Origin of the sequence: Aminobacter sp. LjRoot7 (assembly GCF_964252895.1) — a bacterium.
GTDB lineage: Bacteria > Pseudomonadota > Alphaproteobacteria > Rhizobiales > Rhizobiaceae > Aminobacter > Aminobacter aminovorans_B.
Window position 1 is genome coordinate 57,228 of sequence record NZ_CAXUPX020000016.1, and the last position, 26,412, is coordinate 83,639.

Sequence of the window (26,412 nt, forward strand, 5' to 3'; positions counted from 1 at the left end):
TTCAGTCGACCGCGACCATGACGTCGGAGGCCTTGATGACCGCATAGGCGTCCTTGCCGGCGGCGAGCTTCAATTCGTCGACGGCTTCGTTGGTGATCGAGGCGGTGACGACGGCGCCGCCAATGTCGATGCGGACGTGCGACGTGGTCGCGCCCTTGGTCACTTCGACGATCTTGCCTTTAATCTGGTTGCGGGCACTGAGTTTCATCGCGCGGTCCTTTCGGTGAGGGTTGGGGTGCAGACATGGCGTCCGGCCTGTTCGAGGTAGGCAACTGCAACCCCGACGCCATAGAGAGCTTGCAGCGATTGCGGTGTCAGCACGTCGGCCGGCTTGCCGATGGCGACAAGCGTTCCCGCCCGCATCAGTGCGACGCGGCTGGCGCAGGCGAAGGCGTGGCTGGGATCGTGGGTGGAAATGACGACCGCCATGCCAGAGCCGGCGAAGCTCGAGATGCGGCTCAAGACACGGGCCTGGTTGCCGAAGTCGAGGCTGGCCGTCGGCTCGTCCATGACGATCAGCTCGGGTTCCTGGGCGAGCGCGCGGGCGATCAACGTCATCTGCTTTTCGCCGCCTGAGATGTCGGTGAACGGGCGGGCGGCGAGGTGGCCGATGCCGAGGGCTGCCAGCGCTTCCTGGGTTATCGCCCGGTCGGCCATCGTCGGCGAGGCGAAGGTGTCGATGCGGCTGGCACGACCCATCAGGACGACGTCGAACACCGAGAACGGGAAATAAGTGCCGGTCGCCTGCGGCACATAGGCGATGTGGCGTGCGAACTGTGCGCGCGAAAAAGTCGAGATGTCCTTGCCGTTGAGTTCGAGGCTGCCGCCCTGGCGCGGCAAAAGGCCGAGCAGGGTCTTGAACAAGGTGGTCTTGCCGCAGCCATTGGGGCCGAGCAGGCACAGCACTTCGCCACGGTCGACCGACAGCGTGACGCCCTGGCCGACTTTGACGCGACCGTAGCCGAATGCGAGATCGGTTGCCTGAAGCATCATTGCCAGCCTCGCCGGGTCGTCAGAAGCAGATAGAGGAAGAACGGGGCGCCGATGGCGGCTGTGAGGATGCCGAGCGGCACTTCGATCGCTGCGATGCTGCGGGCGAGCGTGTCGACGCCGACCATGTAGGCAGCGCCAATCAGCATCGAGGCCGGCAGGAGGCGGGAAAAATCGGGGCCGACGAACATGCGCGCGACATGCGGCACGAGCAGTCCGATCCAGCCGATGATGCCCGAGATCGATACGGCGGCGGCGGTCATCAGTGTTGCGGCGGCGACGATGACGACACGGATCCAGCGCGTCTCGACGCCGAGCGCGCGCGCCTCCTCGTCGTCGAGCGTCATCAGGTTCATGCGCCAGCGCAACAATGCCATCGGCACAAGTGCAACAAGGACCGCGGGCAGGATGGACACAAGGTCGGCGCGGTTGATGCTGGCGAGGCTGCCGAGCAGCCAGAAGGTGATGGCCGGCAGCTGGTTGTAGGGATCGGCAAGCACCTTGAGCAGCGACACGCAGGCGCCGAGCAACGCGCCGATCGCGACGCCGGCGAGCACCAGCACGAGAATCGGGTCGCGCTCGCGCACGATCGAGCCGATGGCATAGACGAGCGCAACCGCTGCCAGCCCGCCGGCGAAGGCGAGGCCCTGGATGGCGAGCACCGACAAAGACAGGAAAATGCCTACCACGGCGCCGAAGCTGGCGCCGGCGGAAACGCCGAGGATATCGGGCGAGACAAGCGGGTTGCGGAACAGGCCCTGATAGACCGCGCCCGCCGCCGCAAGCGAAGCGCCCACGAGGATGCCGGCGCCAACGCGCGGCAGGCGCACGTTCCAGATCACGGTCTCGATCGTCGGTGCAACGCCGCTTTCGCCGCCTGACAGCTTGGCCATGACCACGGCGAGGATTTCGCTTGGCGTCACCGGATATTTGCCGGTCAGGATCGCCACCAGGATGATGGCAAAGAGCAGCGCCGCCAGCGCGCCGATGGCGATCGGCCCGGCGCGTTGGGCTTTTGGCTGCTGCTGCAAGTGCTCGGCGTCCGCTCGAAGCTCAGGGCTTCGGACCGGTGTCGGCCAGCAGCTTGCCGAGTTGCTCGTCGGTGAGATCGACATGATAGAACAGCTTGTAGAAGTCGCGGGTCTCGGCCTTCAGGTCGATCTCGGCCTTGCCGGGGTAGAGTGCGGAGGTGAGCCAGGAGATGCCAATGGCGCGGTTGACGCCGGGAGGCGCATCGAACCAGCCGAAGGGCAGGGCCGGCGCACGGAACACGCGACCGTCCTTCACCGCCTTGATGCCGGCCCATGACGGATCCGACAGCACCGACTTCTGGAACTTCGGGCTGAGTGTCAGGATGACGTCGGGGTTCCATGACAGGATCTGTTCGAGCGAGACATTGGCGAGCGAGCCCTTGCCGGCGGCTTCGGCGACATTGGTGGCGCCGACGGCGGACAGCACCTCCATGTTGATCGAGCCGGCGAGACCGGTCTCCAGTCCGTCGGGGCCGCGGCCGTAATAGACGCGTGGGCGCTGGTCGGCGGGAACATCAGTGACGACCTTGTCGAGCCGCTGCATCGCAGCCTCGGTGTAGGCGGCGAGCTTCTCGGCCTGTTCCTTTTCGCCCAGGAGTTCGCCGATCTCGCGCAGCGACTTCGGCGTGTTGGCGAAGCTGCCGTCGATCAGCACGTAAGGGATGCCGGTCTGTTCCTGCACCTTGTCGGCGAGCGAGGCGTAGGTCGGGTTGACGGTGCCGACATCGAGGATGATGTCGGGCTTCATCGCCAGCACGGCTTCCATGTTGGCGGTGTCGCCCTTGCCGGTCAGGCGGCCGTGGACGGGCAGGTCACGATAGGGAGCCGCGATGAAATCCTTCTCGTCGTCCTTGAATTCGCGCACCCAGCCGACCATGCGCTCGGGCGCGACCGAATAGAGCAGCACCGAGGCGGGTGGGCCGGCGGCCATGACGCGGGTGATCTTTTCGGGCAGCGCCACCTTGCGGCCGGCAGCGTCGGTGAAGATGCGCTGCTCGGCGGAAGCGAGCGAGGCTGAGGCGACCAGGGCGGTGGCGGCGGCCAGGAATGAAATCAAGAGGTTGCGGCGTCTCATGCTGTCGATCTCGGGTTGAACAATGGGTTTGGATATATACATGCGAATATAACGAGTGGTGCATTGTTATGTTTGACTGAATATAACGGTCAAGGGCTTTGTGCGGCTGTGCCAGTCGATATCCAGGCCTTCGCCTTGACCCGTGGGCGCCGGTCGGGAAGGCTGGGCGTCAAAGATGCGCCGAAATCCGAAATGGGTTCGGCGAGCCAAGGAGAAAAGTCCATGTACACCCACGTCCTCATTGCCACCGACGGCTCGGAACTGGCGCAGAAGGGGCTCGACCATGGCTTGAGCCTGGCCAAGGGCATCGGCGCGAAGGTGACGGTCATGAACGTGACCGAGCCTGCTCCGATCTTCGCCTCCGCCGGCATGTATGGCCCGGTGGCCACCGCCGAGGACATCGTGTCCTACCAGAAATCAGGCGAGGAATACGGTGCCAAGGTGCTGACCGCCGCCAAAGCCCAGGCCGACAAGCTCGGCGTCAATGCCGATACGGTGCATGTCGAGGAAATGTGGGCGGCGGAGGCGATCAACCAGCTTGCCCAGGAAAAGGGCTGCGACCTGATCGTCATGGCCTCGCATGGCCGTCGCGGCCTCGGGCGCCTGATCCTCGGCAGCCAGACGGTGGACGTCTTGACCAACAGCAAGGTGCCGGTGCTGGTTGTCCGCTAAACATTCCGGCCGGAAATGAAAAAGGCCTCCCTGACCGGCGTCGGGGAGGCCCTTTCTGTTGGATGGCGCAGCTCAGATGATCTTGCCGCGTGCCGGCACCGGCCACAGTTCTGGTGCCTTGTCCTTGCCGTAGACATAGACGCCGTCGACCATGTTGGTGACGACGCAGGCGTGGTTGGGCACGATGCGGATGCGCTGGCCGACAGTGAGGTTGATGTCGCCGTCGCAGCGCAGGCGGCCGTGCTCCTCGGACAGCTGGTCGATCGAGATGTCGGGGCGGCCGAGCACATGGCCGTGGCCGACGAGGCCGAGCAGGTCGGAGGTAAGTGTCTTTGAACCGGCGTCGATGATGGCGCGGTTGGGCGCGGGCACGGAGACGACGGTGGCGAGCACCGTCAGCGCGCAGTCGTCCCAGCTGGTGACGCCGCGGGCGACGAGCGAACGATCGTTGTAGACATAGGTACCGGGGCGGAACTCGGTGGCAACCGGCGCCAGATGCGCCTTCATCATGTCGGGCGTGCCGCCCGAGGTGATGTCGGGAACGACAATGCCCCTGGCCTCGATCAATGCCTTGGCCTCGGTCATGAAGCCCTGCACCTTGGCGGCACCGCCGACCGGCGGATAAGTCATCAGGCCTGCGAAATGCAGGCCGGGCGCGGCATGGATGCGGGCGGCCAACTCGGCTGCCTCCTCAGGTGAGCCGACGCCACAACGGTCAGCGCCGGTGTTGCATTCGACGAAGACATTCAGCGTGACCCCCGCCGCCGCGAAGGCGGCCGAAAGCCCGTCGATCACTGTGGTGCCGTCAGCGACCACCGCCAGCTTGATCTTGCGGGCGAGCGCCACGAGCGCGTGCAGCTTGTCGTCGCCAAGGATGTTGTAGGTGATCAGCACGTCGTTGAGCCGGCCGCTGCCCGCGACCATGGCTTCTGCTTCCGACACTTTCTGGCAGGTGATGCCGACTGCGCCTGCGTCGAGCTGCATTTCGGCGATCGCCGGCAGCTTGTGTGTCTTGATGTGCGGGCGGACCTTCAGCCCGTGGCTGTCGGCATAGGCCTGGAAGCGGTCGATGTTCCGCTTCGCCACATCGATATCCACCAAGACGGCGGGGGTCTGGATCCTGTCGAACATGGCCTTTGCCTTCCATCATACGGCACCGCGGACCTTGCCTGTGCCGCGCTTGACAAACAATGCCGTGTGGCGCTTTATACGTCAATCCGATATTCAGGACACATGTCCGAAATAGCGGACATTGAATTGGGAAAATTCTTTTGGGAGGAACGGCGAGATGAAGATCGCACTTTCCGCGGCCGTCGCCGCGCTCGCGCTGATGGCGGCAATGCCTGCCGGCGCACAGGAAAAGCAAAGCAAGCTTGATGAGGTTCTGGCGCGTGGCCATCTGGTCTTGGGCACCGGCAGCACCAATGCGCCGTGGCACTTCAAGAGCGCCGACGACAAGCTGCAGGGCTTCGACGTCGACATGGGCCGTATCGTTGCCAAGGCGCTGTTCGGCGACCCGGACAAGATCGAATACGTCAACCAGTCCTCGGATGCCCGCATCCCCAACATCACCACCGACAAGGTCGACCTGACCTGCCAGTTCATGACGGTGACAGGCGAGCGCGCCCAGCAGATCGCCTTCACCATTCCCTACTACCGCGAGGGCGTCGGCCTGATGCTGAAGGGTGACAGCAAGTATGCCGACTATGCCGCGCTCAAGGGCGCCGGCTCGGGCGTCACCATCTCGGTGCTGCAGAACGTCTATGCCGAGGCGATGGTGCATGCCGCACTGCCTGAGGCCAAGGTCGACCAGTATGAGTCAGTCGACCTGATCTACCAGGCGCTGGAATCGGGCCGCGCCGATGCGGTTGCCACCGACCAGTCGTCGCTGGCCTGGTACATGAAGCAGAACCCGGATCGCTACAAGGACGCCGGCTACGGCTGGAACCCGCAGACCTATGCCTGCGGCGTCAAGCGCGGCGACCAGGACTGGTTGAACTTCGTCAACACCGCGCTGCATGAGGCGATGACCGGTGTCGAGTTCGATTTCTATGCCAACTCCTACAAGACCTGGTTCGGCAAGGAGCTCGCTCCGCCGCAGATCGGCTTCCCGGTCGAGTACAAGTAAACTCGCCAATGATGGCGCGGCCCCTGGCACATGCGGCCGCGCCAATTCTTCTGACCGGAACCTGACGGCACCATGGGTTACACGCTCAATTTCTCGGCGGTCTGGCGCAGTTTCGACCAGCTGCTCTGGGGCCTCGGGCTCAGCCTGGCGCTCGCCTTCGTGGCGATCGCCATCGGCTGCGTGCTCGGGCTCATCACCGCCTTCGGCCTGTTGTCGAAGCAGGGTGCGTTGCGCCACCCCGCGCGCATCTACGTCACCATCATCCGCAACACGCCGATCCTGGTGCTGGTGCTGTTCACCTTCTTCGCGCTGCCGCAGCTCGGCATCCGCCTCGGCAAGATCGAAAGCTTTGTCGCCACGCTGGCGCTCTATTCCGGCGCCTATCTCGCCGAAGTGTTTCGTGGCGGCCTGCTCGCCGTGCCCAATGGGCTCAAGGAGGCCGGCCTCGCCATCGGCCTGACGCAGGCGCAGATCCGCAATTCGATCGTCATGCCGCTGATGCTGCGCAACGTGCTGCCGTCGCTGTCGAGCACGCTGATCTCGCTGTTCAAGGACACCTCGCTGGCGGCGGCGATCGCGGTGCCGGAGCTGACCTTCGAGGCACGCAAGATCAACGTCGAGACCTTCCGCGTCATCGAAACGTGGATCGTCGCCAGTTGTCTCTATGTCGCCACCTGCTCGGTGCTCGCAGCCCTGCTGCGCAGGCTCGAGCGGCGCATGTCCATTCCCCGGTGAGCGCCATGGAACTCGTGACATTCTTCGAAACTCTCTGGCTCGCCCGCATCCCGATCCTCAAGGGCATCGGCGTCACCGTCTCAATCTCGGTCCTGGCAATCCTGGTCGGCACCATACTGGGCATCGGCGTCGGCCTGGCGCTGACCTATGGCAACAAGCCGCTGCGCTGGCTGGTGCGTGGCTACACCGATTTCATCCGCGGCACCCCGGTGCTGGTGCTGGTTCTGGCGAGCTACTACGTGCTCGGCACGGTCGGCATCGACCTCGGCCCGTTCCAGGCCGGCGTGCTGGCGCTTGCGGTGTTCTGCTCGTCGCATGTCGGCGAGATCGTCCGCGGCGCGCTCCAGTCGATCCCCAAGGGGCAGACCGAGGCCGCCAAGGCGATCGGCCTGACCTTCCCGCAGACCTTCGCCTATGTGCTCGGTCCGCAGGCGCTGCGCCAGGTGCTGCCCGCCTGGGTCAACACGGCCGCCGAGATGGTCAAGGCCTCGACGCTTTTGTCGATCATCGGCGTGGCCGAGCTTCTGCTCAGGACGCAGGAGCTGATCTCGCGCACCTTCATGAGCCTCGAGTTCTATTTCTTCGCGGGCTTCCTCTATTTCGTCGTCAACTACGGCATCGAACGTTTCGGCCGCTACGTTGAACGCAAAACCTCGATTCCCTCGTGAGGCCGCAACAATGACCGGCAACCTTCTCGAAATCCGCGACCTGCACAAGCGCTACGGCGAGGTCGAAGTCCTCAAGGGCGTCGACTGCACCATGGCCCAGGGCGACGTCATCTCGATCATCGGCTCGTCGGGCTCCGGCAAGACGACGATGCTCCGCTGCATCAACATGCTGGAGGAATTCCAGGGCGGCTCGATCCGCATCGATGGCGAAGAGATCGGCTACGAGACCGCGGGCGGTACGCGCCGCCGCAAGAAGGAAAAGGAAATCGCCCGCCAGCGCGCGATGACCGGCATGGCCTTCCAGCAGTTCAACCTGTTCCCGCACATGAGCGCGGCCGAGAACGTCATGCTCGGCCTGGTCAAGGTCAAGAAGATGTCCCGCGAGGAGGCGCGCAGCGTTGCCGAGAGGTGGCTCGACCGCGTCGGCCTCGCCGAACGCCGCGACCGTTTTCCCGGCCAGCTCTCCGGCGGCCAGCAGCAGCGTGTCGCCATCGCGCGCGCCATCGCCATGAACCCCAAGCTGATGCTGTTCGACGAGGTCACCTCGGCGCTCGACCCCGAGCTGGTCAACGAGGTTCTGCAGGTCATCAAGGACCTCGCCCGCGACGGCATGAGCATGCTGCTCGTCACCCACGAAATGCGCTTCGCCTACGAGGTGTCGTCGCGCGTGATCTTCATGAACCAGGGCCGCATCGGCGAGGAGGGCAATCCGCGCGAGATGTTCCACAAGCCGCAGACCGAGCGGCTTGCCGAGTTCCTCAAGACCTCAACCTTCAACTAGCATTCGGAGAATAGACATGACGATCAAGCGCTATGGCACCGGCCAGACCGGGGCGGGCAAGCAGGCACTGCCGTTCGCCCGCGCCGTCGAGGCCAATGGCTGGCTCTACGTTTCCGGTCAGGTCGCCATGGAAAATGGCGAGATCGTCGGCGGTGGCATTATCGCCGAGACGCGCAAGACGATGGAAAACGTCATCGCCATCCTGGAAGAAGCCGGCTATGGCCTGGAGCACATCGTGCGTGTCGGCGTCTGGCTCGACGACCCCCGCGACTTCTGGTCGTTCAACGGCGTCTATGCCGAGTATTTCGGTGACCATCCGCCGGCGCGTGCTTGCGTACAGTCGAGTATGATGGTCGATTGCAAAGTCGAAATCGACTGCGTCGCCTACAAGGCGCCGTGATGGCATGAAGTTTTGCCGGCGATCTGCCGGAAGAGGCGGCACATGGACGACGTATCCGACGACATGACCAACAGGCGGGCCCGCGGTCTCGACCGCGCCTTCGAGATCATGAACTACCTGCGTCTCAAGCGCACGCCGCTGCGTCCCAACGAGATCGCGTCGGGCATCGGTGCGCCGCGCTCGTCGGTCTATGAGCTGGTCAATCTGCTGATGCGCCAGGGCGTGCTCGAATATCGCGGCGAGGACGGCCGCGTGTTCCTCGGCCGCAAGCTCTACTTCCTGGGCATGGCCTATGCCGAGCAGTTCGACCTGATGCGCGAATGCGACAAGCTGTTGACGCACATCGCCGAGGAGACGCGCGAGACGGCGCAGATGTGCCTGCTCGAAGGCAACAAGTACACCGTCGCCCAGATGAAGGAAGGGCTGCGCCCGTTCCGCATCTCGTCCAACGTCGGCGATCCCGTCTCGATCGCCTGGACGGCGTCGGGCCGGCTGCTTGTCGCCCATATGAGCGACCAGGAGATCCTCGACTTCATCCCGAAGGAGGATTTCCAGCTGCCCAACGGCCAGTGGCTCGATCCGGCGCAGTTCATCGCGGAGGTGCGGGAGGCGTCGCGGGTGGGCTACTACACCTTCAACAGCGCGGTCGAGAACTTCACCCACTGCTTTGCCGTGCCGGTCTACCAGGCCGACAACATCTGCATCGCCACGCTGTGCCTCGTCGCGCCGCGCGAGGACGGGCTCAAGAACCACGCCAGCTACCTCAAGACGCTGCTTGATGCTGCGGCCGACCTGTCGAGCCGCCTCGGCCACGTCGCCGACGAACACACGTCGGGCGCCCGCGCCGCCGGGCGGCGCTGAGCGGCGTAACACACAACATTCCCTGGATGCCCTCATGGCTGGACGCGCACTCCTGATCGGCGAATGCATGGTCGAACTTCGCCAGGCCGGAGACGGCCTGCTGCGCAAGGGCTTTGCCGGCGATACCTTCAACACCGCCTACTACCTCAGGAGCTTCCTGCCCGAAGCGTGGCCGGTCGACTATTTCTCCGCCGTCGGCACCGACACGATCTCTGACGAGATGCTGGCCTTCATCAAAGGTACCGGCGTTGGCACCGGCTTCATCCGCCGCCTGCCGGAACGCACGCCCGGCCTCTACATGATCCATCTCAAGGACGGCGAGCGCAGCTTTTCCTATTGGCGCTCGGCTTCGGCGGCGCGGCTGCTGGCCGATGATGCTTCGGCCTTGCGTGCGGCCATCGAAGCCTCGGAGGTGATCTTCTTCTCCGGTATCACGCTGGCGATCCTGGCGCCGGGTGCGCTTGCCACGCTGCTTGCCGAGCTCGGTCGTGCCAAGGCAGAAGGCAAGCTCGTGGCCTTTGATCCCAACATCAGGCCGCGCCTGTGGGACGACACCGACATGATGCGCCGCGCCATATCGGATGGTGCCGCGGTCTCCAGCATGGTGATGCCGAGCTTCGAGGATGAGGCGACGTATTTCGGCGACGCTTCGGTCGACGCGACAATCGCGCGCTACACTCGCCTGGGCGTCGGCAAGTTCGTCGTCAAGGACGGTGCTGCCGGCATCACGCTGAGCTTCGCCGGCGAACGATGCTTCGTGCCTGCCACGCGAGCGGAAAAAGTCGTCGACACGACTGGCGCCGGCGACAGCTTCAATGGTGCCTTCCTCGCCAACTACCTCCAGACCGGGGACCACCACGTGGCAGCAGCCTTCGCCGCCGACGTGGCGAGCGCTGTCATCGGCCACCACGGCGCGCTTGTCGGGCGGGCCGAACTCGGCGTGCCGGCCGCGTAAGTCAGCCTGAATGCGACGGTGCTTCAGGTCGCCTTGAGGGCGTCGCCGCTCAATGCGGATGCACCATCTTGGTCGGCTCCTCCAGCAGGCTGAACGGATGGCCGTCGCATGTCACATCGGGGTTGGTCGGGCTGAACATGCCGTTTGGATTGTCCTTGAACAGCCAGGCGTGCAGGTCGTAGTGGACGAACTCCTTGGGGATCAGGGGTTCATGGCCCTCCATCGGACCTTGGAACGGCTGGCCGAGCACGGTTGGCCGTTCCTTTACGGCGTCCATTGGAACCAGCCACTCGACCGCGACGAGGGTGAGCTTGCCGTCGGCCCCAGGTTCGTAGACCAGCACATTCGGCTTGGTGGGGTCGGGCGGACCCTTGACGGTGAGATTGACGAAGTGCACGCCCATTGCGCCCTTCGGATACTCCATCCGCCCTTCGATCTTCTCGCCGGTGTAGTGAACGCAGCCCACCGTCGAAAGATAGAGGTCGCGTATAGCCACGTATGGATCCTTGTATTTTTCCAGCGCCTGACGCGCCGCGTCGAGTTCGGCTTTGCTGGGTTCTTCAGCGCGGGCGGGATTGATGGTTGGGCTCGCAGTCCAGGCGAGAGCCAGGGCGACGATGGCGCCACTGGCGAAACTGGCAGACCTCATGGCAGTTCCTCCGCTGATGTGCGTTGCAACAAGCAATTGCACGAGCCGGGAGTCTCGCGCGCTCCGGTGTCGCTGTAAATCAATCGAATGGGGGGAGGGGGCTAATCAAATCAGCGGGCCGTCTCTGTCCAGCCGATCATGCCTCAGCAGCGGGAAGGTTTTGCTTCGGCACGGCTTTCGCAAAAGCCTGCCCTTTCGTTATGCATTTTGCCTGCAGTTTGATCGGCGGCCCTTGAAACTTGTGTAAAGAAATTTTACCATGGGTGAACTGATCATTTTGTGAGCTTTTTCAACGAGGGACAGCTGCGTGAAAGATGACCGTTTGTCAGCCGTGATGACTGCCGACGGCAAGAAGGCTTCAGCCGCCATAGCGGCGAAAGCGCAGCCATCGCCGCTCCACCAGGATCCGCACGCCATTCGCGATACGCCCGAGAAGGTGCTGGAAGTGGCGCTCGGCCACGAGGTCCGCGCCTTTCGCAAGAAGCTGGGCATCACCGTCGCCGACCTCGCAGCGATGACCAACATCTCGCTCGGCATGCTGTCCAAGATCGAAAACGGCATCACCTCGCCATCTCTGACCACGCTGCAGGCGCTGTCGCGGGCGCTCGGTGTGCCGCTGACGGCGTTCTTCCGGCGCTTCGAGGAAGAGCGCAGTGCTGTCTTCGTCAAGTCGGGAGAGGGCGTCGACGTCGAGCGCCGTGGCACCCGGGCAGGGCACCAGTACAATCTGCTCGGCCATATAGGCTCGAACACCGCAGGCGTTACGGTCGAGCCCTATCTCATCACGCTTGCCGGGGATTCTGACGTGTTTCCGATGTTCCAGCACGAGGGCATGGAGTTCCTCTACATGCTGGAAGGCGAAGTCGTTTACCGGCACGGCAGCAATCTCTACCGCATGACACCGGGCGACAGCCTGTTCTTCGACGCGGACGCCCCGCATGGCCCGGAAGAGCTGACGCAGCTGCCGATCCGCTACCTCTCCATCATCTCCTATCCGCAAGGGTCAGGCGGCGACTAATCCCGGCTCACAGCAGTCACGGAAACGAAAAAAGGAGGCGATCTCATCGCCTCCTTTTTCTTGGTTCGTGGCTGGGCCTCGTTGAAGCCCAGGCCGTGATCGATCTGCTAGTCCGGGCTGAAGCCGGACGAGGTTGGAGCGCCGTCGTCATATTTCGACAGCCACTCGACGGTGGTCTGGCGGTAGCGGGTCAGGCCCTTGTATTCGGCGAGTTCGACCGGCAGGTCGCGCAGCACGCGGTGGAAACGGCGTGCCCATTTCGGCACCGTCACCAGCTCGTCCATCTTGAGCAGGTAGCAGCGGATCGGGAACACCAACGCATTCGAGCGCGGAAGCCGCCAGAAGCTCTGCAGTTCGACGCGGAGATGGACCTTCTGGCCGACATTCTCCGGCGTCACCGTGAGGCGGTCGCTGCCCCATTTGTGGAAGTTTTCCGGGCTTGTATCGAGCCTCGGATTGATCGTCATCGTCCAGTTGAGGCGGCGTGCCGGCTTGCCTTGCTGGATGTTGGTCAGGAACTTCAGCGCGCGGGTGAAGACGCCCATCTCATGCGCCAGCGGCACTGGCGCGTGCCATTCGAAGAAGTTCATGCCGATGTCGAAGTCGAGCGACCAGTCCGCCTGCGTGGTGATCATGCCGGCGTCCATCCAGAGGTTGTTGTCCCGCTGGTCGAGGATGGCGAAATCGCCCTGGCTCTGGCGGGTGATGTACTCCATCGGCCCGTAGGGCAGGGTGGAGACGTCGCCGAAGGTGAAGGTGTCGTCGATGCCGAGCGGCCGGTTGATCCAGCGCCAGCGATCGCCATCGCGGGTCAACGTGAAGTGTTCGGGATAGCTCTCGGCCTTCTCGGTCATCAGCAGTTCGAGCAGGTCCCAGCCGGCCAGTGTCATGTGCGGAAGCGACTGGCAGCGCAGCGGATCCTCCGCCAGCACCATGGCGCGATCCTGCATCTCCGAGACATAGTGCTCGTCGACGTCGACCAGATGCTCGAAAACGCTGTTCTTCGGCCCGGGCACATGCGGCTCGATGTTGACCGAGTACATGTAGGCGTCTTCGTGATAGGGGAAGGGAAAGCGCCTGATGTTCTCCGGACTGTTCCTGAAGGTAAAATCGTCGCGGAACGTTTCTTTCCTGAAGTTAATTCCCATCAATTCCTCCCTCTTCCGAAACGCTGGGCGCTCCGGGATTTTCTACCGTTCCAGGACCAGCGAGCGGCCCTCGAAGCGCGATACGCATGGCATGATCTTCTTGCCCGAGCAGTGCTCCTCATCGCTCAGCCAGTGGTCGTTGTGCTTGAACGTGCCGTCATAGGAAATGACGTTGGTCTCGCACTGGCCGCAGACGCCGCCGCGGCAGAGATAGGGCGGATCGACGCCCGCAGCCTCGATCGCCTCAAGCAGGCTTTGCTGCTCGCCGACCCGGATTTCCAGGCCGCTGACAGCCAGCTTGACGTCGAAGGGTGTGCCCGGCTGCGGTGCTGCGAAGTGTTCGAAGTGCACCGAGTCTTCCGGCCAGCCATGGGCGGCGGCGGTGTCGCGCACCCATTTGATCATGCCGGCGGGGCCGCAGACATAGATATGCGTGCCGAGCGGCTGCGTGGCGAGCAGGCGGTCGAGCGGAATGCGCTCGTTGTGCTCGTCGTAATAGAGGTTGACCCTGTTGCCGTATCGTTCGCGCAGCACCTCGGTGTAGCTGCCGAGAGCCTCGGAGCGGCAGGTGTAGTGCAGCTCGAAATTGCCGCCCGACGAAGCGAGCTGGGCTGTCTGGGCGAGGAACGGCGTGATGCCGATGCCACCGGCAATCATCAGGTGCTTTTTGGCGCGCAGGTCGAGCGAGAACAGGTTCACCGGATAGCTGATGACCATTTCGCTGCCGCGCTTGACGCGGTTGTGCATGAACAGCGAGCCGCCGCGGCCGACGTCGTCGCGGCGCACCGAAATCGTGTAGTCGCGCGTGGCGAGCGGCGAGCTCATCAGCGAATAGGGATTGAGCCTGGTGATGTCGCCGTCGCGCATTTCGACGACGACATGGGCGCCGCCGGAAAAGGTCGGAAGATTGCCGCCGTCGGTACGCTCGAAGTGGAAACGCTTGACCAGTTCATTGACCGCGACCACCTCGGTCACGGTGACGTTCAGCTTGTTTGTTCCCGCGCTCACCGGAAAATCTCCTCTGTCTGAGGGATCTCGGTCGGATCCTCGGCATTGATGCAGACGCCCTGGAAGGCGGCATGGCGCTTGGAGTAGTGGTCACGCACCAGAAGCAGCAGGCCGCAATGCGAGCAGGTGACCGGCTGGGTGGTGACGTTCTCGGTGATGCCCTTGCAATGCACGCACTGCACGCGGCGCGCCCACGAGCCGCGGTGCTCGGTCTGGATCGAGGCAGGGTCGATGCCGGCCTCGATTGCCGCCTGCATCATCTGGCCGATCAGGCCTTCGGTGCCGGCGAGATACATGCGCAGGCCCATATGGGCGTTGGCAAGTGTCCAGTTCAGCCGCGGCAATGCCGCCGCGACCGACGGGCCTTCATAATACTGGGCCGGCTTCAAAGCCTTCAGGGAGTCCTGAAAGCTGTCTCCGGTCCGGCCCGGTATGAACATGATGTGTGCATTGGCGAAGAAGTCCTCTGGAGCCTTCTTCGCCAGGTCCAGGATCGCGGACGCCCCTTCGGCGTCCGCGATCAGAAGGTGGCTCTTGCCGGCCTGCGGTGACAATGTTCCGTAGACCGGGCGACTGAGGATCGTCTTCACCGGTGCACTGTCCAAGGTCTCAGCCCTTTGCCGTCCGCTTCAGCTTCTTCGGGTCGTCGAACGGCAGCGACTGCGCCGTTGCCTTGACCGTACCGCTGGCGTTGCGGATTTCCAGCGGCGTTCCGACGATGGCGCAGTCGACGTCGAGGCGGGCGATGCCCATCGACTTCTTGACCAGCGGTGAATACATCGCGCAGGTCACAACACCGACCTTCTTGCCGTCGCGATAGATCTCAGCACCTTCGTCAGCTGGCTTGTCGCTGTCGAGCAGCACGCCGAAGATCTTGAAGCGCTCCTTGCCCTTGAGGCGATAGTGCTCTTCGGCGCCGCGGAAACCGGTCTTGCCGGGGCTGACGGTGAAGTCGAGACCGAGTTCCCACAACGTGTCGCCAGGGCCTTCGTTCGCGAACGGGTACTTCTGCGAGTTGTCGTACGGGTAAAACAGAAGGTAGCTCTCGACGCGCAGCATGTCGAGCGTGGTGAAGCGCGTCGGGATGATGCCCATCGGCTTGCCTTCGGCAACGATGGTGTCCCAGATCTGGCCCGCGTCCTGGCCGCGGCAGAAGATCTCGTAGCCGCGCTCGCCGGTGTAGCCGGTGCGCGAGATCATCACCGGGAAGCCGAACAGCTGGGTCTGCATGTGGTGGAAATAGTTGAGGTCGCGGATGCCGGGAACGTGCTTGGCAAGGTAGTCGACGGCGAGCGGGCCCTGCAGCGACAGGTCGTGCAGATTGTCGTCGAAGCGTACCGAGACGTCGCGGCCGATCGAGGCGCGGGTCAGTTCCTCGTGGCCCGAGCCCGAACCGTGCACGACCATCCAGGAGTTCGGACCCATGCGGTAGATGACGCAGTCGTCGGTGAACTTGCCGGCGTCGTTGAGCATGCAGGCATAGACCGACTTGCCGGGGTAGATCTTCTCGGGGTTGCGGGTGGTGCACAGGTCGATCAGGTGCGAGGCGTGCGCGCCGGTGATGTGCACCTTCTTGAGGCCCGAAACGTCCATCAGGCCGGCCTTGGTGCGGATCGCCACATACTCCTCGTCGGCGTCCTTGTCATAGCTCCAGGCCGTGCCCATGCCGCTCCAGTCTTCCAGTTTGGAACCCAGCGCGCGGTGGCGGTCGGCCAACATCGAAAAACGCCATGAAGCTGTCATTTCCGGTACTCCTCCATATTGTTCCCCGCCCGCGGTCTTGCCTTGAGGCGGTCATTTGTTGGGGACATTTGAACCCAAATTTGCCTCTAGGGCAATATCCAAGTGCAAGAATTTTTACTGATAGGCAACATTTTGCCTGTCGTTTCTTCCGGGCCTGTGCTGGTCAACAGGCTTTCCCGTCGGCTTGGCGGCGGGCAAAAAAAAGCCTGGCACATGAGGTGCCAGGCCTTGAAAGGGCGCTCCGGGCCTGGGGGACAGGAGGGGTGGATTGGAGCGCCTTGGGAGAGGGGTTTGTCCTCAGAACAGCCCTTCGATCTGGCCCTGTTCGTTGAGGAAGATCTTTTCCGATGACGGTGCCTTGGGCAGGCCGGGCATGGTCATGATCTCACCGCAGATGGCGACGATGAAGCCGGCACCGGCGGCCAGGCGCACCTCACGCACCGGCACGACGTGGTCGGTTGGCGCGCCGCGCAGGTTCGGGTCGGTCGAGAACGAGTACTGCGTCTTGGCCATGCACACCGGCAGATGGCCGTAGCCGGCCTGTTCCCAGGCATGGAGCTGGTCGCGCACCGACTTGTCGGCGATCGCCTCCGAGCCGCGGTAGATGCGCTTGACGATGGTGTCGATCTTGTCGAACAGCTTCATCTCGTCGGGGTAGAGCGGCGAGAACTGCGATGCGCCGCTTTCGGCGAGCTGCACCACCTTGTGGGCGAGCTCCTCGATGCCGGCCGAACCCTTGGCCCAGTGCTTGCACAGGATCGCTTCGGCACCCATGCCGGCGACATAGTCCTTCATCGCCGCGATCTCGGCGTCGGTGTCGGAGACGAAGTGGTTCATCGCCACGACAACCGGCACGCCGAACTGCTTGACGTTTTCGATGTGGCGGCCAAGGTTGGCGCAGCCCTTCTTCACCGCATCGACATTTTCCTTGCCGAGCTCTTCCTTCTTGACGCCGCCATTCATCTTCATGGCGCGGACCGTCGCCACGATGACGGCGGCTGCCGGCTTGAGGCCCGCCTTGCGGCACTTGATGTCGAAGAACTTTTCGGCACCAAGGTCAGCGCCGAAGCCGGCTTCGGTGACGACATAGTCGGCGAGCTTGAGCGCTGTGGTGGTGGCGACCACCGAGTTGCAGCCATGCGCGATGTTGGCGAACGGGCCGCCATGGACGAAGGCGGGGTTGTTTTCCAGCGTCTGCACCAGGTTCGGCTGGACCGCGTCCTTCAGAAGCACCGCCATGGCGCCATCGGCCTTGAGGTCGCGGGCATAAACGGCCGTCTTGTCGCGGCGATAGGCAACAATGATGTCGCCGAGGCGCTTTTCGAGATCTTTCAGATCGGTCGCCAGGCACAGGATCGCCATGACTTCCGAAGCGACCGTGATGTCGAAGCCGGCTTCACGCGGAAACCCGTTGGCAACGCCGCCGAGCGAGCAGTTGATTTCGCGCAATGCGCGGTCGTTCATGTCCATCACCCGGCGCCAGACGACGCGGCGGGTGTCGATGCCGAGTTCGTTGCCCCAGTAGATGTGGTTGTCGATCAGCGCCGACAAAAGGTTATGCGCGGTGGTGATGGCGTGGAAGTCGCCGGTGAAGTGGAGGTTCATGTCCTCCATCGGCACGACCTGGGCATAACCGCCACCGGCTGCACCGCCCTTGACGCCGAAGTTCGGCCCGAGCGAGGCTTCGCGGATACAGACGATCGCCTTCTTGCCGATGCGGTTCAGACCGTCACCGAGGCCGACGGTCGTCGTGGTCTTGCCTTCGCCGGCGGGCGTCGGGTTGATCGCGGTGACCAGGATCAGCTTGCCGTCCTTGTTCTTGCGCGCATTGGCAATGAACTCGGCCGAGATCTTCGCCTTGTCGTGGCCATAAGGCAGCAAGTGCTCGGTCGGAATGCCGATCTTGGCGCCGACCTCCTGGATCTGCTTCTTCTTCGCCGCACGCGCGATCTCGATGTCGGTCTTGAATTCGGCCATGACTCTCTTCCCTTGAGTTTGGTTCGATTTCCGTGGAGCCCTAGGCTCCCAGATTAAAAACGTGGTGCTGACTGGCCCGCCGAACGGAAGGCCGAGACGACCGTATTGGCCATCAAAAGTGCAATGGTCATCGGCCCGACGCCGCCCGGCACCGGTGTGATGGCGCCGGCCTGCTCGGCGGCGCTGCCGTAGTCGACGTCGCCGACGAGCTTCGACTTGCCGTTGGCGCCGCCCTCGAGACGGTTGATGCCGACGTCGATGACGGTGGCGCCCGGCTTGACCCAGTCGCCCTTGATCATTTCAGGACGACCGACGGCAGCGACCAGGATGTCGGCGCTGCGGCACAAAGCCGGCAGGTCCTTGGTTCGGCTGTGCGCGACGGTGACGGTGGCGTTGGCATTGAGCAGAAGGTTGGCCATCGGCTTGCCGACAATGTTGGAGCGACCGACGACCACCGCGTTGAGCCCCGACAGGTCACGGCCGAGCGCACGCTCGATCAGCAGCATCGAGCCGGCTGGCGTGCAGGGCACGAAGGCGGTGTCGAGCTCGCCGGTGCCGAGCTTGCCGACATTGGTGAAATGGAAGCCGTCGACGTCCTTGTCGGCCGAGATCGTCTGGATGATCTTGCCGGCGTCGATATGGTCGGGCAGGGGCAGTTGGACCAGGATACCGTGGATCTTGGGGTCGGCGTTGAGCTTCTGCACCAGGTCGACCAGATCGGCTTCCGAGGTGTCGGACGCCAGCGCGTGCTCGACCGAGTGGAAGCCGCATTCCTTGGCCTTCTTGCCCTTGGAGGCGACATAGACCTGGCTTGCCGGGTCGTGGCCAACGATGACCACTGCGATGCCGGGGACGACACCGGTCTCGGCGATCAGCTTTTCGGCTGCGATCCGGACCTTCGTCACCACATCGGCGGCAACTGCCTTGCCATCGATTACCGTCGTCATGCTGTGCAATTCCTCCCAGGCGCGCGCGTACGATCCTATGGCATGAGCCATCGGTTCCAGCCCCGGATTACACTATCCGGACAGCTTTTTGCGCTGAATTTTCCCGTCTGAATCTATAGCAGCAGACGGGGGCGAAAGTCAACCATAATGCAAAAATCTTTCATGGAAAGAAATATTGGCCCAGGGCGCTTTTCGTCGTTGCGTGGGCGGACGACGCCGGGGCGATCCTACGACAAGAGGGCGGCAGATTCCGGAATGAATCGCGCGAAAACAAGAAGATAGAGCAGTCATGCGATTCGCGGGAAAAGTTGGAATCGCGCCGGTGCCAAATGCAAAAGGCCGGCTTGCGCCGGCCTTCGCAGGTTGAATGTACTTCAAGCTTCAGAGCACGAAGAACCAGTTGGAAAGCAGCACCACCGCGAGACCGGCGACGAGCGTCAGGTAGGGCAGGATGCCCGCCTTCTTCACGCGCAGGTCGCTCTGCTGCATGCCGAGATCCTCGAGCATGTGCTCGGGGAACTTGCCGCCGTCCTGGATGTAGTGGCGGTAGCAGAACACCGGGATGATCAGGGCCGCGGTGAACAGGCCAGCCCACAGGGCCATCGGGTTCCACACCTTGGCGCCGGCGCCCATGAAGATGGCGTTGACGTAGGCAAACAGGGCACCGACCGTGATCAGCCAGGTGGGCGCGCGCCACGGCCGCTGGATGTGGCCGTTGTCCATGCGGTGGATCCAGCCGGAGTTCAGGTTGAGGAAGTTGAAGATGATGTAGCCGCAGTTCGACACGGCGAGGATGAAGAAGAAGCTCGTCGCATCCGTCGAGGCGATGGCCAGGACGAACAGGTTGGCGATGAGATCGGTCCACATCGCGCGGGTCGGCGCGCCGTGCTCGTTGACGTGGCTGAGGTAGCGCGGCAGCCAGCCGTCGACCGAACCCTGGTAGAGCGTGCGCGACGATCCGGCCATTGCCGTCATGATGGCGAGCAGCAGGGCGAGGATCATCAGCATGACCAGCAGATTCTTCACCAGCCCGCCTCCGCCGACCATGCCGGCAAGCGCGTCGGCAACGCCGGAACCGTCGACGATCGGCGTCGCCAGCATGCCGTTGAGGCCCAGAACGCCCTGGAAGGTGAAGGGCACGATCATGAACAGCAGCATGCAGAGCAGGCCGGAATAGAAGATGGCCTTGAAGGTGTCGGTGGCCGGGTTCTTGAATTCGCGGGTGTAGCAGACAGCGGTTTCGAAGCCGTAGGTCGACCACGCGGCGATGAACATGCCACCGAGAACCAGCGTCCAGCCGGCGACGTTCCACGCGCCGGGTTCAGGCGCATAGGCGGCTGCCAACGGCACGAAAGGCGAGTAGTTGTCCCAGTTGATCTGGCCGGTGAGGATCGGCACGACGCCGACGATCAAAAGCGGCACGATGACCAGCAGGCCGACGACCTTCTGCACGGCAGCGGTGCCGAGAATGCCGCGATGCTGGATCGCGAAGGTCAGCAGCATCAGCACCGCGCCGATCCAGAAGGTGGCGTTGAGCGAGAAGCCGACCGGGCCGAGCGAATGGCTGTAGAGCGTCCAGGTGCGGATGCCGGGCGTAGCAGCTGCGGTGACCGCTGCAACGGCGTCAGCGGCAGTGGTGCCGACATTGGCAGCCATGTACTGCAGCACCTCGGGCGAGGCCTCGGTGAAGCCGGGGATTGGTGCCAGCGCGTTGAGGATGTAGGCGGCGGCAATCGAACAGCCGAGCGACAGCACCGGCGACCAGGCGAACCAGTTGCACCATACCGACAGCGGTGCGACGAACTTGGAATAGCGCAGCCAGGCGGTGGCGCCATAGACCGAAGCGCCGCCCGACTTGTTCGGGAACAGGCCGGCGATCTCGGCATAGGTGAAGGACTGGATGAAGCCCATCAGCATGGAGCAGATCCAGATCGCGAATGCGATGTTGCCGGCAGTGCCGGCAATACCGCCGATCGAGAACAGGACAAGAGGCGGCACACCGCTGGCAACCCAGAAGGCGCCTCGCCAATCGATTGTCCTGTGAAGCTGGCCGGCGGAATCCGCCGGACTGATGTCCGTAACAGCGCTCATTGGTTCAATTCCCCATTGATTAGAATGCCCGTCGTCCAGGCCCGGCTTTTCCGGTTTTCATGGTACGGCGGCAGTTTCCGCTTAGGCTTCTTTTTTTCCTCAAAGTGAAGTTTGTCCGAATTCGAAGCGCCGTCAAGCTATTTTGTCGCAGCATTGGACCAATCTTCACCACTGGTACCCTCGGTTGGAAAATTGGGCACGCAAAGATGTCTCTCTGGACAGCGACGACCTACCCGAATGGGTGGGAAGGCAGGCTTTGCTGCCGTTTGCCGGCTTTTCGGTCCGTTCGGCAGCAAAAATGCCGCATCCACTGGAATGAAAAAATCATTCATGATATGAATTGCGATGTAAGGGTCGATCCCGGGCACGTCCGGGGAGGAGCGATCCAGCGCAGGAGACGTCGGCAAGAGGTGCGTGCACGAACATAGGCGGGAGGAACATGAACGCCGAATGGAAGGGTCAGCGCCAGGGCATCGGGATAGAGGTGGTGCCAGTGGTGAAGGAAAACAGGTTCAGGGTTCTGATCGCCGAGCGCAATCCGCTCGTCATTGCAGCCCTTGGCGACATGCTTTCGCGCGACAGCCGCTTCGAACTGGCCGAAAGCGTGCAGACCGGCAAGGCCTTCCTCGAGGCGGCCTCGGCGGCAGAGTCCCAGTTCGACATCGCGGTGCTGGGCTGGCGGCTGCAGGACATGGATTCCGGCGAGGTGCTGGCCGAGATGCAGCGGCGCGGCCTTCATGCCCGCGTGGTGATCTTCTCCAACGACCACGACATCTCGATCCTCAAGCAATGCGTGCGCCTTGGCGTGCAGGGCTTCTGCTATCAGTTCGACGATCCGGCGATCCTGTTTGACACGCTCGTCGCCGTCGCACACGGCCGCATCTGCATTCCCTACATGGACGTGTCCAAGATCAACGACACGCCGCTGTCACGGCTGACCGCGCGCGAGCGCGAGCTCTTGTCGGTGCTGGCCGATGGCTGGACCAACTTGCAGATCGCCGCGCGCACCGGGATCTCGGAGAACACGGTCAAGTACCACCTCAAGAATCTCTACGACAAGCTCGACGTCCGCAATCGCGCGATGGCGGTGGCGCTCTACGCCAGCGAGAAAAACCGCGGGCCGCATCTGAGTTCGCAGTAACTGCCGGCTCCGGATGAGCTGTGCCCTCGAGGGCCGGCTCATCCACATTCCACTCTCTCGGACGCAGTCACCTCAGCCTGGCTACACTTTCTCGACAAGCTCAGCTCCAACCGTTCCCTTAGGTGCGAGGGAGCGGAAACGTCTATTGCCCGTGGATTCCGGGCTGCGGGAATAGGACTCCTCGCGGCCATGAAACGGGGCAGGGGTGGGGCTATCGTGACCTAAGATGCGTAGGAAGCGGCGAGGGGATCGGTACCGATGACCTACCCGCAGTGGCACTCATTTGGAGGTGCGAAAACAGCAGCTGGATGAGTTCCCCGTACAGCCGCTTTTCGTTGCGCTGGCCATCATGAAGACGCACAAAAGGGATGCCGCCCCGTCTGGGGCGGCGTTTCATGCTAGGAAAGTCAGGCGGCCCGGATGGGCCGGCTTTTACTCGGCCGCTTCGGCGGTGCGCAGGTAGGATTCCAGCGAGTCGTCGAGCGCGTCCTTCCAAGGCGTGTGATGGGCCGGCGCCATGGTGCCGGTGATGACCGATTTGTAGGAGTGGTTGCGGAACTCCATGATGCCCTTTTTCTTGTGTTCCTTCCACTCGAAGAAGGCTTCGTTGGCGCCGTCGACGTCGAAGCTCGGATAGTCGGTCTCGGCGATCAGCTCCTTGACGTATTCGCCCTGGTATTCGATCGCGTCATGCGAGTCCTTGCCGGCATCCTCGCCGGCAACGCGCTGCTGGACATCGGCGAGCAGCGCCTGCTTGCTGTCGGGCAGCTTGATGCGGCCAAGGATGACGTCGCGTGTCCACCAGGCCTGGGCGTCGAACATGTTGAAGGTGAACCACTGGTCCTGCATGCCGAGATAGAACATCGCCGGATTGTGGACATAGGCGACGCCCTTGTAGAGGTCGGCGGTCGCAAGCCGGTTGGCGGTCCTGAGACGCAGGTCGTCGGGCAGGAACGGGAAGTGGTGCTTGTAGCCGGTGCACAGGATGATCGCGTCGATCTTCTTGGTCGATCCGTCCTTGAAGGTGGCGGTATTGATCTCGACCTTTTCCAGCAGCGGGCGCTCTTCCCAGTTGTCGGGCCATTTGAAGCCCATGGGTGCTGTGCGATAGCAGTTGGTGATCGACTTGGCGCCGTACTTCCAGCACTGCGAGCCGATGTCCTCGGCCGAGTAACTGGTGCCGACGATCAGGATGTCCTTGCCTGCGAACTCGCGGGCGTCGCGGAAGTCGTGGGCGTGCAGGATGCGGCCGTTGAAGCGGTCGAAGCCCGGGAACTCGGGCACGTTCGGGGTCGAGAAGTGGCCCGAGGCGACGATGACGTTGTCGAACTCCTCGGAGTAGCAATGATCCTTGGGCAGGTCCTGGACGGTGACGGTGAACTTCTTGGTCTCTTCGTTCCAGGTCACCATGCGGACGGCGGTCTCGAAGCGGATCCATTTGCGGACGCCGGCCTTCTTTACGCGGCCCTCGATGTAGTCGAACAGCACCGCGCGCGGCGGGTAGGAGGCGATCTGCTTGCCGAAATGCTCCTCGAAGGAATAGTCGGCGAATTCCAGGCCCTCCTTGGGGCCGTTGGACCAGAGGTAGCGGTACATCGAACCATGTACCGGCTCGCCATACTGGTCGAGGCCGGTGCGCCAGGTGTAGTTCCAAAGGCCGCCCCAGTTGGCCTGCTTCTCGAAGCAGACAACTTCCGGGATGTCCGCGCCCTTCGCCGCGGCCGACTGGAATGCCCTCAACTGCGCCAGACCCGACGGTCCGGCACCGATCACGGCGACACGCTTGGCTGTCATGGTTTCCTCCTTTTGGTATAGACCAAATTTCGTTATTGGTTCCTCTGGTTCAGTTATGTTGCCTGCCATTATACCAATTTGTCAACGACGTGTTTCCTGTGAGGAAGGAAAATTTCGCTCGGTTAGGATGAAACGCCCTGTTTTTGGTGGTATTCACGGCCATGACGAACTCCAGCTTTGCCCATCGACTCGCCGTTTCCAGCGTCCTGCCCCGGCTCTCCGTCGGTATGCCGGACGCGGTGAACATTGGATTCCTCGGACCGCTCAGTGGTCAAGTGGAGTCTTGGGGGCTGCCCGGATTGCATGGCTGCCGGATCTGGGAGGACTGGCTGAACCGGACCGGTGGGCTCATGATCAACGGCCGCCGCTATCCGATCAGGATCGTCGAATTCGATTGCGGCTATGATGCCGGCCGGGCGCTGGAAGGTGCGCGCCAGCTGATCGAGCGCCATGACGTCAAACTGCTGATGATGCTGGGCGGCGACACGATGGCTGAGATCAGGGACTACCTGAGGCAGCGCAAGGTCCTGACGTCGACGCTTTTGCCAAGCGACCTGTCGCCCGACACCCCATACCTGATCGCGCCGAGCGAACTGCATCCGATCTTCAACGTGACGGGGGTGGAGTGGCTGGCGCAGGCACGGCCGGAGCTGCGGACGGTGGCGGTCTGCAGCCAGACCGACGCGCTGGGCCTGCCTTCGCTCGCGACCTATCGTGCGGCATTCAAGGCGGCCAAGCTGAGGATCGCCAAGGAGATCCAGTACGACCCTGATACGGCCGATGCGGCCGCGATCGTGCAGCCGATGTTGGATTCGGGGGCCGATATCCTGTGCTGGTGCACCAGCTATACGCCGATGGTCCATGCGATGACCGAATACGCGTATGCGCAGGGTTTCAAGGGCCAGATCATATCCTGCACGCTGGACTATTACGACCAGCTCGTCGCCCGGACCTCGGTCGAATTCATGGAAGGCTTCGTTTTCCAGTTCCCGGATTTCGACGACGAGAAGCTGACGGACAAGACGTTCTTCTTCAACCAGCCGAAGGGCTTCTTCGACGAGTACAACAGCCGCTTCCCCGGCACCTGGACGGCGGTGAGCTGGGAGTATGTCGCCATCCTCGACATCTGGCATGCGGCGGTCGAAAAATCGAACAGCGTCAATCCCGCGTCCGTGCTGGCGGCGATGAAGCAACTCGGTCACGTCACCCACGCCTTCGGCCCGGCGCATTGGTGGGGCGAGAGCATGTTCGGCATCGACAACGCGCTTGTCGGCGACTGGCCGGTGGTGACGCTGAAGAACGGCAAGGCCAAGATCGCCGCTTTTGGCTCGATCCCGCGCTGGCTGAAACGCCATGGCGGCCTGCTGAAGCAGGAGATGTCGGATCTCGGCCAGCTTTGGGACCAGCGCCTGCGGGCGAGCGACAATGGCACCGCCCTGCAGGCACGAACGCCGGAATCAATCCTGCAAAAGTAGCTTCTGCTCCTCGACCAGATGCAGCTTGATGAACTCGACGGCGCGCTCGACGTCGCGGGAGGCGATCGCGTTGAACAGCGCGTTGTAGCGCTGCTGGTATTCGAGGATCCGCTTCGGCGACAGGTGCCGGCGCAGCTGCGTGGTGCGGAAGCTCACCCGGCAGGCCTCGATCGCCAGATTGTAGCAGGATGCCAACAGGGGGTTGTGCGTACCCTCGGCGATCTTGCGGTAGATCTCCTCTTCGCATTTGACGAAGGCGGCAACGTCGGTGTGCACGTTTTCGATCTGCGACATCAGCTGTTCGAGATCCCAGACCTCGCGCGGGGTCATGTTGATGACCGCGAGACGGACCATTTCGGGTTCGAGGATACCGCGCACGACAAGATGGTCGAGCGGGCTGGTTTCCAGCGCGACCGAACTCTCCGCCCTTTCAGGCACTTCTTCCGAACGGTAGGTGACGAAACTGCCGCTGCCGGGACGCCGCTTGATGACCTTGCGGTCTTCCAGCACATCCAGTGCTTCACGCACCGTGTTGCGCGCGACCCCCATCTCCGAGGCCAGCGCCCGTTCCGAGGGAAGGCGCGTGTCGAGCGGATATTCCTCGGACTGAATCTTGGCAAACAGCCGGTCGAGCACGGTCTGCACCGTCGCTCCCACCGAATAGGAGGCGATGATTTGCGATGTGAGCTGGCCGGTTTCAACCTTCATTGCGCGACCTTGCATGTCAGTCCTGCCTCGTGGCCACGGCACCGGACGAATCCTAGCGCAGTGCAGTCCAAGTTTGAAATATTTATCGAATCTGGTCCAGTACACGCTCGACCGAGGCGCGACAATCGCGCGACGGGCGGCTGACGGATGGTCCCTGACAACGCCTGGAGGCTGTCTGCCGCAGGGTCACCCCGCCGCATTTTTCGTCAACGCGACGAAACGAAGTCTTGCGGCTGTGCTAAAATTGAGTATTCTTCTGGCTCAATTAATTTTACACACAGGCAAGTTTTGGACGAGGTGGCGATGACGATTTCAGTCTACCCCGAAGTTGTATCAGGCCCGCCGCGTCCGAGCCTGATTGTGCAGCCTGGCCTGCTTGTGCCTGGGATGGAGCGCTATCACGTGCCGGGTGGCGGG

26 protein-coding genes are annotated in these 26,412 nt (G+C 62.9%); 11 read left to right on the forward strand and 15 right to left on the reverse strand.

What is annotated here, in order from left to right; translation table 11 throughout:
• Window position 1 precedes the first annotated feature (1 nt).
• The 4 genes from ACSQ3E_RS28715 to ACSQ3E_RS28730 are packed head-to-tail and all read right to left on the reverse strand — an operon-like array spanning window position 2 to window position 3,096.
• The gene (locus ACSQ3E_RS28715; protein ID WP_436125282.1) at window positions 2-208 is read right to left on the reverse strand and encodes a TOBE domain-containing protein; all 207 of its coding nucleotides are present in this window, start codon (window positions 206-208) and stop codon (window positions 2-4) included.
• Window positions 205-993 (reverse strand): ABC transporter ATP-binding protein, encoded by a 789-nt coding sequence (locus tag ACSQ3E_RS28720; RefSeq protein WP_436125283.1) that lies wholly within the window; start codon window positions 991-993, stop codon window positions 205-207. Before ACSQ3E_RS28720 ends, ACSQ3E_RS28715 begins: the two co-directional genes overlap by 4 nt.
• Window positions 990-2,021: a FecCD family ABC transporter permease gene (locus ACSQ3E_RS28725; RefSeq protein WP_436125284.1), complete on the reverse strand. Its 1,032-nt coding sequence runs from the start codon at window positions 2,019-2,021 to the stop codon at window positions 990-992. Before ACSQ3E_RS28725 ends, ACSQ3E_RS28720 begins: the two co-directional genes overlap by 4 nt.
• A 22-nt stretch (window positions 2,022-2,043) precedes the next feature.
• Window positions 2,044-3,096, reverse strand: a complete 1,053-nt coding sequence (locus ACSQ3E_RS28730) for an iron ABC transporter substrate-binding protein (RefSeq protein ID WP_436125285.1) — start codon at window positions 3,094-3,096, stop codon at window positions 2,044-2,046.
• Between the two features lie 222 nt (window positions 3,097-3,318).
• On the opposite strand from ACSQ3E_RS28730, the gene ACSQ3E_RS28735 reads away from it, so the two are divergent.
• The gene (locus ACSQ3E_RS28735; protein ID WP_192318380.1) at window positions 3,319-3,768 is read left to right on the forward strand and encodes a universal stress protein; all 450 of its coding nucleotides are present in this window, start codon (window positions 3,319-3,321) and stop codon (window positions 3,766-3,768) included.
• Window positions 3,769-3,840: 72 nt separating this feature from the next.
• Here ACSQ3E_RS28735 and ACSQ3E_RS28740 read toward each other — a convergent pair whose 3' ends face one another.
• Complete coding sequence (locus ACSQ3E_RS28740) at window positions 3,841-4,899, reverse strand: D-TA family PLP-dependent enzyme (protein WP_436125286.1); 1,059 nt, start codon at window positions 4,897-4,899, stop codon at window positions 3,841-3,843.
• A 157-nt stretch (window positions 4,900-5,056) separates the two neighbouring features.
• Here ACSQ3E_RS28740 and ACSQ3E_RS28745 point away from each other — a divergent pair, with 157 nt between their 5' ends.
• The 7 genes from ACSQ3E_RS28745 (at window position 5,057) to ACSQ3E_RS28775 (ending at window position 10,296) form a co-directional block, all read left to right on the forward strand.
• On the forward strand, window positions 5,057-5,896 hold the full coding sequence (locus ACSQ3E_RS28745; RefSeq protein ID WP_067965365.1) for a transporter substrate-binding domain-containing protein: 840 nt from the start codon (window positions 5,057-5,059) through the stop codon (window positions 5,894-5,896).
• Window positions 5,897-5,968: 72 nt separating this feature from the next.
• Window positions 5,969-6,631 carry an amino acid ABC transporter permease gene (locus tag ACSQ3E_RS28750; RefSeq protein WP_067965363.1) on the forward strand — a complete coding sequence of 221 codons (663 nt, stop codon included), beginning with the start codon at window positions 5,969-5,971 and terminating at the stop codon, window positions 6,629-6,631.
• A 5-nt stretch (window positions 6,632-6,636) separates the two neighbouring features.
• Entirely contained in the window at window positions 6,637-7,299 is a 663-nt protein-coding gene (locus tag ACSQ3E_RS28755) for an amino acid ABC transporter permease (protein WP_310329326.1), read from the forward strand.
• A 10-nt stretch (window positions 7,300-7,309) separates the two neighbouring features.
• Window positions 7,310-8,080, forward strand: a complete 771-nt coding sequence (locus ACSQ3E_RS28760; protein WP_436125287.1) for an amino acid ABC transporter ATP-binding protein — start codon at window positions 7,310-7,312, stop codon at window positions 8,078-8,080.
• Between the two features lie 16 nt (window positions 8,081-8,096).
• Complete coding sequence (locus ACSQ3E_RS28765) at window positions 8,097-8,480, forward strand: RidA family protein (protein WP_067965357.1); 384 nt, start codon at window positions 8,097-8,099, stop codon at window positions 8,478-8,480.
• Window positions 8,481-8,522: 42 nt separating this feature from the next.
• A complete protein-coding gene (locus tag ACSQ3E_RS28770; RefSeq protein WP_436125288.1) occupies window positions 8,523-9,341 on the forward strand; it encodes an IclR family transcriptional regulator in 819 nt (272 codons plus the stop codon).
• Between the two features lie 34 nt (window positions 9,342-9,375).
• Window positions 9,376-10,296, forward strand: coding sequence for a sugar kinase (locus ACSQ3E_RS28775; protein WP_436125289.1), 921 nt, complete (start codon window positions 9,376-9,378; stop codon window positions 10,294-10,296).
• 49 nt (window positions 10,297-10,345) lie between these two features.
• Here the strand turns inward: ACSQ3E_RS28775 and ACSQ3E_RS28780 are convergent, their stop codons facing one another.
• Window positions 10,346-10,945, reverse strand: coding sequence for a hypothetical protein (locus ACSQ3E_RS28780; protein WP_310329338.1), 600 nt, complete (start codon window positions 10,943-10,945; stop codon window positions 10,346-10,348).
• Window positions 10,946-11,279: 334 nt separating this feature from the next.
• On the opposite strand from ACSQ3E_RS28780, the gene ACSQ3E_RS28785 reads away from it, so the two are divergent.
• Window positions 11,280-11,963 (forward strand): helix-turn-helix domain-containing protein, encoded by a 684-nt coding sequence (locus ACSQ3E_RS28785; RefSeq protein ID WP_310329364.1) that lies wholly within the window; start codon window positions 11,280-11,282, stop codon window positions 11,961-11,963.
• A gap of 107 nt (window positions 11,964-12,070) precedes the next feature.
• On the opposite strand, the gene ACSQ3E_RS28790 is transcribed toward ACSQ3E_RS28785, so the two are convergent.
• From ACSQ3E_RS28790 to ACSQ3E_RS28820, 7 genes are all read right to left on the reverse strand, one after another.
• On the reverse strand, window positions 12,071-13,111 hold the full coding sequence (locus tag ACSQ3E_RS28790) for a heme-dependent oxidative N-demethylase family protein (protein WP_436125290.1): 1,041 nt from the start codon (window positions 13,109-13,111) through the stop codon (window positions 12,071-12,073).
• Window positions 13,112-13,153: 42 nt separating this feature from the next.
• On the reverse strand, window positions 13,154-14,119 hold the full coding sequence (locus ACSQ3E_RS28795; RefSeq protein ID WP_310329344.1) for a PDR/VanB family oxidoreductase: 966 nt from the start codon (window positions 14,117-14,119) through the stop codon (window positions 13,154-13,156).
• Entirely contained in the window at window positions 14,116-14,724 is a 609-nt protein-coding gene (locus ACSQ3E_RS28800) for a dimethylamine monooxygenase subunit DmmA family protein (protein WP_436125291.1), read from the reverse strand. The genes ACSQ3E_RS28795 and ACSQ3E_RS28800 overlap by 4 nt, the downstream gene beginning before the upstream one ends.
• A 4-nt stretch (window positions 14,725-14,728) precedes the next feature.
• Window positions 14,729-15,862, reverse strand: a complete 1,134-nt coding sequence (locus tag ACSQ3E_RS28805) for an aminomethyltransferase family protein (RefSeq protein ID WP_310329351.1) — start codon at window positions 15,860-15,862, stop codon at window positions 14,729-14,731.
• A 297-nt stretch (window positions 15,863-16,159) separates the two neighbouring features.
• Complete coding sequence (locus ACSQ3E_RS28810) at window positions 16,160-17,839, reverse strand: formate--tetrahydrofolate ligase (protein WP_436125292.1); 1,680 nt, start codon at window positions 17,837-17,839, stop codon at window positions 16,160-16,162.
• Window positions 17,840-17,892: 53 nt separating this feature from the next.
• Window positions 17,893-18,786 (reverse strand): bifunctional methylenetetrahydrofolate dehydrogenase/methenyltetrahydrofolate cyclohydrolase FolD, encoded by an 894-nt coding sequence (gene folD, locus ACSQ3E_RS28815; RefSeq protein ID WP_436125293.1) that lies wholly within the window; start codon window positions 18,784-18,786, stop codon window positions 17,893-17,895.
• A 381-nt stretch (window positions 18,787-19,167) separates the two neighbouring features.
• Window positions 19,168-20,877, reverse strand: a complete 1,710-nt coding sequence (locus ACSQ3E_RS28820; protein ID WP_436125294.1) for an APC family permease — start codon at window positions 20,875-20,877, stop codon at window positions 19,168-19,170.
• A gap of 439 nt (window positions 20,878-21,316) precedes the next feature.
• Between ACSQ3E_RS28820 and ACSQ3E_RS28825 the strand changes: the two genes are divergently transcribed.
• Complete coding sequence (locus tag ACSQ3E_RS28825) at window positions 21,317-22,018, forward strand: LuxR C-terminal-related transcriptional regulator (protein ID WP_436125295.1); 702 nt, start codon at window positions 21,317-21,319, stop codon at window positions 22,016-22,018.
• Window positions 22,019-22,450: 432 nt separating this feature from the next.
• Here ACSQ3E_RS28825 and ACSQ3E_RS28830 read toward each other — a convergent pair whose 3' ends face one another.
• Window positions 22,451-23,812, reverse strand: coding sequence for an NAD(P)/FAD-dependent oxidoreductase (locus ACSQ3E_RS28830; RefSeq protein WP_310327926.1), 1,362 nt, complete (start codon window positions 23,810-23,812; stop codon window positions 22,451-22,453).
• A gap of 227 nt (window positions 23,813-24,039) precedes the next feature.
• Between ACSQ3E_RS28830 and ACSQ3E_RS28835 the strand changes: the two genes are divergently transcribed.
• Window positions 24,040-25,287, forward strand: a complete 1,248-nt coding sequence (locus ACSQ3E_RS28835) for an ABC transporter substrate-binding protein (RefSeq protein WP_310327945.1) — start codon at window positions 24,040-24,042, stop codon at window positions 25,285-25,287.
• Here the strand turns inward: ACSQ3E_RS28835 and ACSQ3E_RS28840 are convergent.
• Window positions 25,270-25,995, reverse strand: coding sequence for a FadR/GntR family transcriptional regulator (locus tag ACSQ3E_RS28840; RefSeq protein WP_115733289.1), 726 nt, complete (start codon window positions 25,993-25,995; stop codon window positions 25,270-25,272). The two genes, ACSQ3E_RS28835 and ACSQ3E_RS28840, sit on opposite strands and share 18 nt — an antisense overlap.
• Window positions 25,996-26,412 lie beyond the last annotated feature (417 nt).

Bases quoted from the DNA above. Each gene is read 5' to 3' on its own strand.
- ACSQ3E_RS28775 (WP_436125289.1), top strand. From the start codon at position 9,376: ATGGCTGGACGCGCACTCCTGATCGGCGAATGCATGGTCGAACTTCGC.
- ACSQ3E_RS28745 (WP_067965365.1), top strand. From the start codon at position 5,057: ATGAAGATCGCACTTTCCGCGGCCGTCGCCGCGCTCGCGCTGATGGCG.
- ACSQ3E_RS28810 (WP_436125292.1), bottom strand. From the start codon at position 17,839: ATGGCCGAATTCAAGACCGACATCGAGATCGCGCGTGCGGCGAAGAAG.
- ACSQ3E_RS28715 (WP_436125282.1), bottom strand. From the start codon at position 208: ATGAAACTCAGTGCCCGCAACCAGATTAAAGGCAAGATCGTCGAAGTG.
- ACSQ3E_RS28835 (WP_310327945.1), top strand. From the start codon at position 24,040: ATGCCGGACGCGGTGAACATTGGATTCCTCGGACCGCTCAGTGGTCAA.
- ACSQ3E_RS28735 (WP_192318380.1), top strand. From the start codon at position 3,319: ATGTACACCCACGTCCTCATTGCCACCGACGGCTCGGAACTGGCGCAG.
- ACSQ3E_RS28755 (WP_310329326.1), top strand. From the start codon at position 6,637: ATGGAACTCGTGACATTCTTCGAAACTCTCTGGCTCGCCCGCATCCCG.
- ACSQ3E_RS28790 (WP_436125290.1), bottom strand. From the start codon at position 13,111: ATGGGAATTAACTTCAGGAAAGAAACGTTCCGCGACGATTTTACCTTC.
- ACSQ3E_RS28825 (WP_436125295.1), top strand. From the start codon at position 21,317: ATGAACGCCGAATGGAAGGGTCAGCGCCAGGGCATCGGGATAGAGGTG.
- ACSQ3E_RS28820 (WP_436125294.1), bottom strand. From the start codon at position 20,877: ATGAGCGCTGTTACGGACATCAGTCCGGCGGATTCCGCCGGCCAGCTT.
- ACSQ3E_RS28760 (WP_436125287.1), top strand. From the start codon at position 7,310: ATGACCGGCAACCTTCTCGAAATCCGCGACCTGCACAAGCGCTACGGC.
- ACSQ3E_RS28770 (WP_436125288.1), top strand. From the start codon at position 8,523: ATGGACGACGTATCCGACGACATGACCAACAGGCGGGCCCGCGGTCTC.
- ACSQ3E_RS28765 (WP_067965357.1), top strand. From the start codon at position 8,097: ATGACGATCAAGCGCTATGGCACCGGCCAGACCGGGGCGGGCAAGCAG.
- ACSQ3E_RS28730 (WP_436125285.1), bottom strand. From the start codon at position 3,096: ATGAGACGCCGCAACCTCTTGATTTCATTCCTGGCCGCCGCCACCGCC.
- ACSQ3E_RS28720 (WP_436125283.1), bottom strand. From the start codon at position 993: ATGATGCTTCAGGCAACCGATCTCGCATTCGGCTACGGTCGCGTCAAA.
- ACSQ3E_RS28805 (WP_310329351.1), bottom strand. From the start codon at position 15,862: ATGACAGCTTCATGGCGTTTTTCGATGTTGGCCGACCGCCACCGCGCG.
- ACSQ3E_RS28750 (WP_067965363.1), top strand. From the start codon at position 5,969: ATGGGTTACACGCTCAATTTCTCGGCGGTCTGGCGCAGTTTCGACCAG.
- ACSQ3E_RS28785 (WP_310329364.1), top strand. From the start codon at position 11,280: ATGACTGCCGACGGCAAGAAGGCTTCAGCCGCCATAGCGGCGAAAGCG.
- ACSQ3E_RS28780 (WP_310329338.1), bottom strand. From the start codon at position 10,945: ATGAGGTCTGCCAGTTTCGCCAGTGGCGCCATCGTCGCCCTGGCTCTC.
- ACSQ3E_RS28740 (WP_436125286.1), bottom strand. From the start codon at position 4,899: ATGTTCGACAGGATCCAGACCCCCGCCGTCTTGGTGGATATCGATGTG.
- ACSQ3E_RS28840 (WP_115733289.1), bottom strand. From the start codon at position 25,995: ATGAAGGTTGAAACCGGCCAGCTCACATCGCAAATCATCGCCTCCTAT.
- folD (WP_436125293.1), bottom strand. From the start codon at position 18,786: ATGACGACGGTAATCGATGGCAAGGCAGTTGCCGCCGATGTGGTGACG.
- ACSQ3E_RS28830 (WP_310327926.1), bottom strand. From the start codon at position 23,812: ATGACAGCCAAGCGTGTCGCCGTGATCGGTGCCGGACCGTCGGGTCTG.